General features: G+C 68.7%; 6 protein-coding genes. 2 read left to right on the top strand and 4 right to left on the bottom strand.

Annotation, left to right across the window (positions count from 1 at the left end):
* Positions 1-36 precede the first annotated feature (36 nt).
* From K0M70_RS09590 to K0M70_RS09575, 4 genes are all read right to left on the bottom strand, one after another.
* Positions 37-795 (bottom strand): bacteriorhodopsin-like, encoded by a 759-nt coding sequence (locus tag K0M70_RS09590; protein ID WP_290781642.1) that lies wholly within the window; start codon positions 793-795, stop codon positions 37-39.
* 325 nt (positions 796-1,120) lie between these two features.
* The gene (lnt, locus tag K0M70_RS09585) at positions 1,121-3,577 is read right to left on the bottom strand and encodes an apolipoprotein N-acyltransferase (protein ID WP_290781640.1); all 2,457 of its coding nucleotides are present in this window, start codon (positions 3,575-3,577) and stop codon (positions 1,121-1,123) included.
* Between the two features lie 16 nt (positions 3,578-3,593).
* Entirely contained in the window at positions 3,594-4,259 is a 666-nt protein-coding gene (locus K0M70_RS09580; RefSeq protein WP_290781639.1) for a hypothetical protein, read from the bottom strand.
* A 31-nt stretch (positions 4,260-4,290) separates the two neighbouring features.
* Positions 4,291-5,379 (bottom strand): hypothetical protein, encoded by a 1,089-nt coding sequence (locus K0M70_RS09575; RefSeq protein ID WP_290781638.1) that lies wholly within the window; start codon positions 5,377-5,379, stop codon positions 4,291-4,293.
* Between the two features lie 323 nt (positions 5,380-5,702).
* Here K0M70_RS09575 and K0M70_RS09570 point away from each other — a divergent pair, with 323 nt between their 5' ends.
* Positions 5,703-6,899 (top strand): EAL domain-containing response regulator, encoded by a 1,197-nt coding sequence (locus K0M70_RS09570; RefSeq protein ID WP_290781637.1) that lies wholly within the window; start codon positions 5,703-5,705, stop codon positions 6,897-6,899.
* Between the two features lie 7 nt (positions 6,900-6,906).
* Positions 6,907-8,748, top strand: a 1,842-nt coding sequence (locus K0M70_RS09565) for a PAS domain S-box protein (protein WP_290781636.1), incomplete at its 3' end; no start/stop codon positions are given.

The following is an 8,748-nucleotide window of genomic DNA, read 5'->3' as shown; positions in this document are numbered from 1 at the left end:
CCCCCCCCCCGCTCCACGTTTTTAACCGCGCAGCGTTCAGGCTTTGGCGGCGTCGATCTCGGACTTCCGAACCGCGATGGCGTAGATCACCAGGCCGAAGACGGCCTTCGCAGTGATGTCAGCGATGGTGTAGCCCACTTCGATCACGGCGATGGAGGTGCCGCCGCTCATGCTCACCACGAACGGCGCGAAGTACACGATCGGGTAGAAGAACCACGACACCACCACCAGGTTGCGGGCCAGGCGGATGAGGCCGCGGACACCCTCGGGCTGGCGATCGATCGCTTCACCCAGGCTGCTGTACAGCGAGTACACGATGTACAGGAACGGCAGCATCGACAGCACGCCGAAGATCATCCGGGTGGAGTCGATTCCGGCAGACACCTCGCCCGGGTAACCCAGCAGGATCATCAGCGCCGCGGCGCCGCCCAGCTTGAGCGACTTGGAGACCGTCTCGGACTGGGCAAGGCGCATGACCAGGATGAGTTCGATCAACAGCAGCGGCACCGTCAGGAGCCAGTCGACGTAACGATAGGCGCGGTTGAACTCGACGCCCGTCGTGACAACTACGCCATTGGCGACCTCGTAGGCCTCGCCCCAGCTGGCGAAGATTCGCCAGTAGTGATACAGCGCGATGAAGGTGACCAGACCGGTGACCGTCAGCGCGGTCTTGTAGTGGTGCGAGACTTGCGACCGACCAAACCAGAAGAACAGTGTTGCAGCTGCAAATGTGGCGATACCGAATGAAAAGGCGTTATAGACCAGTGAGAACTGGCCTGCGGACAAAGCTTCCATGTCATGACTCCCATTGCCGATGGCGGCTGGTGGCGGTTTTTTTATGCCCTGCCGGGCTGTGATCAATGCAGGTGCGACCAACGCGGCGGGGTCGGGACGCCCCCCGTCTGCGCTTCCCGTTCGTCGATACCGGCGCCACCCGACAGCTTGGGCTGCCATTGTTCGGGCAGGAAACCGCTACGTGGCCTTGGTATCGGCCCGCTTCCGTGCGAGCCCCCGGAGTTAGCGCCCGTTCAGGTGTAGAGGGTGTGCAAGGCGTGTCAACGACGCGTTCACGCGTTTACTCCCTGTCGCCGGAGTGTTGCTTTGCAGCAAACGGTTTCTCTCAGCCCGACGTCAGGCGCAGCAGCAGCCAGGCCGGAACACCGAGGTAGTAGGCGCCGCGCGCAAGCCACATCAAGGCGTCGCGCACGGCGGCGGCGCGATCGCTGGCAAGCGGCAGCCACAGCGCGATCGTCGTGAGGGTTTCCACGACAACCCGCAGCAGGGCCGCGAACAGCATCAGCCCCAACGACCACGACGCCCACCAGATCAGGCCGCCGGTGAGCCAGGCCTCTGCGCCGTAGGTGTAGTACTCGCCCAGCGGTCCGCCGAAAGCGATCATCTGGTGCAGGCGGAACGCCACCGCCGCGGGCAGCAGCGGGAACAGCGCGAACTTCACCAGCGGATGGTCCAGCCAACGGCGGTGGGTGATGGCGTGCAGGTGCGCCAGGCGTGCGCCGAGCGAGCGACCCACCGGCGCCCGTGAGCCTGCCGCGGCCAAGGCCTGCTGCAGCGCTGCCGGATCCGCCACCGCCAGGCCGCGCGGCCATCGCTGTCCGGCGGCCAGATGCACGTCCACCCCCGGGCGCGGCAGCGGCAGGCGCCAGGGTTTGAGCGCGGTGATCGCTGCCAGCGGGATTTCGATCCGCTGCCGGCGCTGGTCCAGCACCCATGTGCCGCCTTCGATGTGGGCCTTCGCGGCGAACGCGCGCCCGATGGCCCACGCGGCCAGAGCCGGCAGCAGCACCGCCAGTGCGAAGGTCTTCAGTTGCCCCAGTGTCTGCACCTGCAGGCCGATGCGCAGCAGCATGTCCAGCGCCAGCCAGGCCAGGCCGACGCCCGCGCTAAGGCGCAGCAGGCCGGCGGCGATGCGCCATCCGCGGGTCAGCACGACCACTTCCTGCGAAGTGTCCTTCACGGGCGCGCCTGCCGCGCCGACGCGCAGTGCCCGCCATGCGGCCCCCAGCACCAGCGCCAGCAGGAACACCGTCGCCGCACGGCCCACCCAGTCGCCCCAGCGCACCATCAGCGTGGGCACCGGGTCGCGCGCGGACAGGGTGGCGGTCAGCACGGCCTGGTCGCCCATCGCGGTGCTGGCCAGCACTTCACCGGTGTCGTCGATGATCGCGCTCAGCCCGTTGGTGGTGACGCGCACCTGCGGCAGGCGTGTTTCTATGCTGCGGAACGCCGCCACCGCCAGATGCAGCCTTGCGCCCACCGGGTAGTCGGTGAACCAGGAATCGTTGCTCATGCCGACGATCGCCTGCGCGCCCAGGCGCGCGCCGTCGATGGCCAGGCCCGGGTTCACGTCGTCCAGGCAGATCAACGGCAGCACGTTCACTTCGCGGCCGTCGGCGGTGCGCAGCGGCATGACGCGGGCGCCCGATCCCGGCCGCCAATAGCCGGTCCACGGCAGCCAGCGCCGCAGCGCTGGGCCGTCCAGCCAGCGCGGCACGTGTTCGGTGAGCGGGAACGGATAGGTCTTGCGATAAAAACCCAACAGGCCCCGGCCGGGCTCGATGAAGGCGGCGGCGTTGTATTCGCCGTCCGGGTCGATGTCGTACGTGCCAAACACCAGCGGCACGCCGGCGGCGTCGGCGAAGCCCTGGATTTCGCGATCCAGCGCCGCGCCGTCTTCGCTGCGGGCGCGCCCGAAGGTGGTGGGGTAGACCGTTTCCGACCACAGCAGCACGTCGGCGCGGTGGTCGCGGATCGCCGACCACGACAGTTCATAGTGCGTATCAAGCACTTTCCTGACCACGCCGTAGGCGCCGATCTCCTGGCGCAGGCCTTCGTAGTCGGTGATGCTGGCCTGCACCATCGCCACGCGCAGCGCGGGCGCGTCGGCGGGCGGTGCCTGCAGCGTGGAAAGGCGGGCCATGCCGTAGCCCGCCATCGCCAGCACGACGGCCGCGGCGGCGCCCAGGGGCGGCAGCACGGCGCGTGCACCGTGGCCGCGGCGGGTGATGGCCAGCGCAATGGCTTCGTTGGACAGGATCAGCAAAAGCGTCAGCCCGGCCGCGCCACCCAGGTCGGCGGCCTGGCGCAGCAGCGCCGACGGAAACAGCCCGTGCCCCAGCGTGTCGCCCAGCAGCTTGGGCACCAGCGCTTCGCAGGCTACCCAGGCGCTGGCCCCGGCCAGTGCGCGCACCGCCGGGCCATGGCGGCGGCCCGCCAGATGGCGCACCAGTGCGAAGGCAATCACCTGCGGCTGCATCACCGGCGCCAGCACCAGCAGCGCCGCCATGCCCGGCAGCGCGCCAATACCCGTGTAGGCGCCGATGGCGGCGCCGAACCAGGCGAAGAGGCAGGCCACGAAGGCCACGCTCATCAGCAGCCCGGCAGCCAGCGCGCTGCGCGCGGTGCGACCGGCATCCAGCACCAGCAGCCACGGCACCAAGGCCACGAAGCCCAGCACCCATGCGGCACCGCCGTGGGCATACAGACCCAGCAGCAGGGCGGTGGCAAGCAGGCCGGCCAAGCGGCGCCAGCGCGAAAGCGGCAAGCGCTCCGTGGTCATCGTGGACAGTCCGGAATCAGGGGCCGGACGGCGGGATACGCACGCGCCGCGGCGGCAGGCCAGGCGGGGCCAGCTCGGGCGGCACCACGCGGTTTTCGGGCATGGCGATGGGCCGGCCGTTGGCGTCGTAAAGAGTGAAGTCGGGCGCGAACATCAGGATCGGCTCGATCGCCACGCCGTCGTCGGACGACTGGTGGTGGCGCACGTAGCCTTCGGGCAGTTCGTAGTCTTCGGGCACGGCCAGGCCTTCCAGCGGCGGGCTGGTGCCCGGCGGGTTGAAGGCGCCGATGCCGGTGCGGATGCCGACGTCGTTCAGGGCGCCGATCAATTCGGCTCCCGTGGGTTCGGGGTCGCCGGGCCGGAAATAGTTGGCCAGGTCGTTGGGATCGCCGCTGGGCAAGCCCTCGGCGGGGCCTGCGGTTTCGGACGATGGCGCCGGCCGAGCCGATACGCGGGCGTCCCCGCTCGGTGCGGGCGTGGACTGCGTGACTTCATTGGCCGGGGCGTGGGTCGCTTTGGGCGCCAGCAGGCGCCAGGCCACCACGGCACCCAGCACCAGCAGCAGGGCGACCACGGCAGGCAGCGCGGACCGGCCAGCGGCCCGCGCCTTGGGAATCACCCGCACACCGTCGCCCGGCGGGGGGGGGGGCGGGGGGGGGGGGGGCCCGTGGCCCTTGTTCAACCACGGACGATTCCTTCGCGTGGCCGTGGCGTCACGGGGTCGCCGGGTTGTAAACGGAAATCGCCCAGCCCATGCGCTCATGGCCGAAGCTGTTCCAGATCGGACTCTTGCCACCGGCGAAGCTGGTGTACCGCGCGGCGCCCGTGCCGGTGGTGCCGCCCCAGAGGCCGGCCCTGACCGTGCCGCCGGTGAAGGTCGGGTGCACGTCGTCGGACTGGATGTAGTCGAAGCTGCTCGAGGACGTGGCGAAATGCGTGTTGGCATCGCGCAGCGTCGAGCGCAGCGTGGAGGTGATGCGGGTCAGGTAGCTGGCCTCGCTTTCACCGGCCACGTAGCGCAGCGCGTCGGAGTCGACCTGGCCGTCGCCATTGCTGTCGTAGTCCGCACCCATGTACTGGGCGAAGCTGTCGGCGCACTGGAAGCCCTTCAGGCGCGCCGAGTTGCACATCGCGTAGTTCATCTTGGCGATGGCCGGCAGGAAGCGGTCGCGCAGGTTCACCGTCTGGCCCGTGCTGGCGTCGCGGCACGAGCTCTGCACGTTGTCGGCGTTGTAGCCGGGGTAGTACAGGTTGGCGATGACCTTGAGCCTGGTGTTGGGATGGGCGTTGGCGTTGATGAAGTCCATGCCCGCGGACACATAGGTACGGCAGGAGTTCACGGCGTTGTCGAGCACGGCATAGTTGCAGGTGCCGGTCTGGCCCTTGAAGCTGGTGCGGGCCTGCAGGCCGTCGTTGCCGCACATTTCGAAGGTCACCACGCGGGTGGACGCAGCCTGCATGTAGGAGCGCTCGGCAACAATCTTGTTGTCGTAGACGTCCTTGGCCACGGCGCCCGACTTGGTGCGCCGGACGCTTTCGATGTCGGCGCCCCAGCTCGCGGCCAGGTATTCGGCGTCCACGGTGGGCGCGGCGTACTTGGCGGCGTTGCTGACCGAGCCGTTGTAGCCGGCGTAGATCGAATCGCCGTAAGCCACCACCCGGTACTTGGTGCTGGTGCCGGCCCGGTCGATGGTCCACGAAACGTTCTGGTTGAGCGTGTTGGCCACGGCCGGGCCCGCGAGGGCCAGCAGTGCCACGGCCGGCAGCCACCGGCCCGCATTGCTGCGGTGTCGAGTTTTCATCAGGTCTCTCCCCTTGGAATTGGTGTGCGTCATGGACCCTGGCCGGCATCCGATACGAAGCGACGGAACCTTGCTGCGATGGCGACGTTCCGGAGTCCCGGACCCGCCCCCTTGCCATCGCTGCCCGGACGCTAGCGTATGGTTCAGACCGATAGCAATGTGCGGTGCAGCACAGTTTCGATCCCCTCGCCGCCGGCGTGACGAAGTCCGGTTTGTCCCCGTGGGGCCGTTGAACCAGGAACGCCACGGGCCAAATCCGCCGCTTCCGGACGGAATCAACGGCGGGTTAGACTCGTTTGGAACCAACAGGGGGTGGGCACGGCATGGGTCTGGCGGGGCTTTGCATCCTTCTGGTCGAAGACCACGGCTTCCAACGCCGGCTGGGCCTGCGGCTGCTGGCCGACCTGGGCCTGACGCAGCTGCACGAAGCCGCCGACGGCTTCCAGGCGCTCGACGTGTTGCGCGCCATGCCGGCCCCGCCCGACGTGGTGCTGGTGGACCTGGACATGCCCGGCATGGACGGTATCGAATTCATCGGCATCGTCGCCCAGGAGCGGCTGGCGCAGTCCATCGCCGTGGTCAGCGCCATGGACCCGGCCCTGCTGCACACCGTGCAGGTGATGGCCAAGGCTTCCGGCCTGCGCGTGCTGGGCTGCATCGAGAAGCCGCTGACGCCTGGAAAGCTCACCACCGTGCTGTCGCTGTATGAAAGCGACGTGGGCGAAGGCGCCGCCATCCTGGACGTGCAGGTCACGCTGGACCAGGCCCGCGAGGCGCTGGCGCGTGGCGAAATCGTGCCCTGGTTCCAGCCGCAGGCCGAGTTTGGCAACGGCAAGATCGTCGGCGTGGAGGCGCTGGCGCGCTGGCGCCTGCCCGACGGCCGCATGGTGCCGCCCGCGGTGTTCGTGCCGATGATGGAGGCCGGCGGCCTGATCGACGAGCTCACCGACCTGATGCTGGTGCAGTCGTGCGCCTGGTGGAAGCGCTGGCAGGCCAAGGGCCTGGATCTCAAGATCTCGGTCAACGTGTCGGCGCAAAACCTCACCGGCCCCGAAGTGGCCGATCGCTACGAAGCCGTGCTGCGCGGGCACGGGCTCAGCCCGGACCAGGTGGTGCTGGAAATCACCGAAAGCTCGGTGATGAGCGACACCGCGCGCGGCCTGGGCATGCTGGCCCGGCTGCGCCTGAAAGGCTTCGGGCTCAGCGTGGACGATTTCGGCACCGGCTATTCGTCGCTGTCCCAGCTGTCGCAGATTCCCTTCTCGGCGCTGAAGATAGACCGCGATTTCGTCAGCGGTGCGCCCACCCAGCCGCGCAAGCGCGCCATGATCGAAACCAGCCTGGACCTGGCCCGCAAGCTCGACCTCAAAGTGGTGGCCGAGGGCGTGGAAACCGTCGAGGAATGGCAGCTGCTGGCGGGCCTGGGCTGTGACTACGCCCAGGGCTACCTGATCTCCGCCGCGGTGCCGGGTGAACAACTCCCCGACGCCATCCTTCGCTGGCGCCAGACGCACCACTAGGCCGGCCATGCCGCGCCCGGGCCCCAAGTTCGGCATCCGGCTGCAGCTGCTGGGCCTGTTCGGCCTGCTGATGTTCACCGGCGCGGCGGTGCTGGCGCTGGACGAGTTCGAGCGCCAGCGCAGCCAGCAGGCGCTGGAAGAGATCAAGGACGAGTCGCTGGCCGGCCTGCGGCGCATGAAGGCGGTGTCGGACGCCTATGGCCTGGATATCGTCGACTCCACCTTCCGGGTCCGCAACGGCCTGATCGCCTGGGAGGAGGGTGAACAGGTGGTGGACAACGCGCGCCTGCGAATTCGCGAACACTGGATCGCCCTGGACGCCATGTCGCACACGGCGCAGCAGCGCGTGCTTTTCGATCAGATCGCGCGGGCGCGCATCCGCGCCGACACCGCCGCCCAGACCCTTCGCGGGCTGCTGGCGCAAAAGGACCTGCAGGCCCTGGGCCGTTTCGCCGACACCGAGCTGTATCCGGCCATCGACCCGGTCACCACGCGCATGAAGTACCTGAGCGACCTGGAGATGATCGAGGCCGAAGCCGGGGTGCGCGAACAGGAACAGCGCGCCCGGCAGGCGGCATGGGTGCGCACGCTGCTGAGCCTGGCGACCCTGGTGGTGGTGGGATTCCTGGGGCACAAACTGGTGCGCAACATCTACAAGGGCGTGGAGGGCCTGACCATCCTCGCCCAGCAGATGCGCCGGCACGACTACCAGGCGGTGCCGCGCTACCGCTCCAGCGGCGAGCTGGGCGAGGTGCTGGACGCGTTCCTGGGCATGCGCGACGACGTCCGCAAGTTCGAGGGTGAACTCAACCAGCAGCTGGCCCGGAACGAGCAGGTGCGCGCCACCCTGCACGAGCGCGAGGTGTTCCAGCGTTCGCTGTTCGCGGCCGCCCGGGTGGCCATCATGTCCATCGACCTGGACGGCCACTTCACCAGCTTCAATCCGCAGGCCGAACGGCTCACCGGCTACCGCGCCGAAGACATGATCGGCAAGCGCAGCATGGAGCGGCTGCTGCTGCGCGACGAGGTGGAGCGGCTGGCCGACAGCCTCACGGCGGCGCGCGACCAGCGCGTGCCCGCCGACGCGCGCCTGATCCCGGTCCTGATCGAACAGGGCTCGCCGCCGCTGGAGTGGAACTTCGTGCGCAAGGACGGCAGCCAGGTGCCGGTGCTGCTGGCCACGTCGGCCATGCGCGACGGCAGCGGCAAGACCGTGGGCTACCTGGCGGTGGGCACCGACCTCACCCAGATCAAGCAGCTCGAGCATCGGCTTCGTCAAAGCGAGACCCGTGCCCGCGGCGCCAGCGAGGCGAAGTCCAGCTTCGTGGCGGCGATGAGCCACGAAATCCGCACGCCCATGATCGGCGTCACCGGCATGCTGGAGGTGCTGTCGCACAGCCAGCTGGACGATGACCAGCGGCGCACCGTGCAGGTGATCCAGCAGTCGGCGCGCTCGCTGCTGCAGATCATCGGCGACATCCTGGATTTCTCGAAGGTCGAGGCGGGGCGGCTGGAGCTGTCGCCCACCACCCTTTCGCTGCCGCGCCTGCTGCAGTCCACGGTGGCCAACTTCAGCGGTTCGGCGTCCAGCAAGGGCCTGGTGCTCACCTGCCAGGTGGACGAGCGCATCGGTCCGGCGCACGTGGCCGACGGGCTGCGGCTGCGGCAGGTGCTGGGCAACTTCCTGTCCAACGCCATCAAGTTCACCGAGGCCGGCATGGTGGAGGCGGCCCTGGAATGGCGCGGCCGCGACGGCGACCGCGACCGCCTCTGCTTACGCAAAACCCACACCCGCCTAGGCGGAAACCCCCCACAGCACTACCACATAGGAAAACGACACCGAAGAACA

It is taken from the genome of Arenimonas sp. (genome assembly GCF_019459675.1).
In the GTDB taxonomy this organism is placed as follows: domain Bacteria; phylum Pseudomonadota; class Gammaproteobacteria; order Xanthomonadales; family Xanthomonadaceae; genus Arenimonas.
Note: the sequence above shows the minus strand (reverse complement) of the source record. Positions and strands in the feature narration are given on the sequence as shown.

Coding starts and splice junctions, on each gene's coding strand:
- K0M70_RS09570 (WP_290781637.1), top strand. CDS start 5,703: ATGGGTCTGGCGGGGCTTTGCATCCTTCTGGTCGAAGACCACGGCTTC.
- lnt (WP_290781640.1), bottom strand. CDS start 3,577: ATGACCACGGAGCGCTTGCCGCTTTCGCGCTGGCGCCGCTTGGCCGGC.
- K0M70_RS09590 (WP_290781642.1), bottom strand. CDS start 795: ATGGAAGCTTTGTCCGCAGGCCAGTTCTCACTGGTCTATAACGCCTTT.
- K0M70_RS09575 (WP_290781638.1), bottom strand. CDS start 5,379: ATGAAAACTCGACACCGCAGCAATGCGGGCCGGTGGCTGCCGGCCGTG.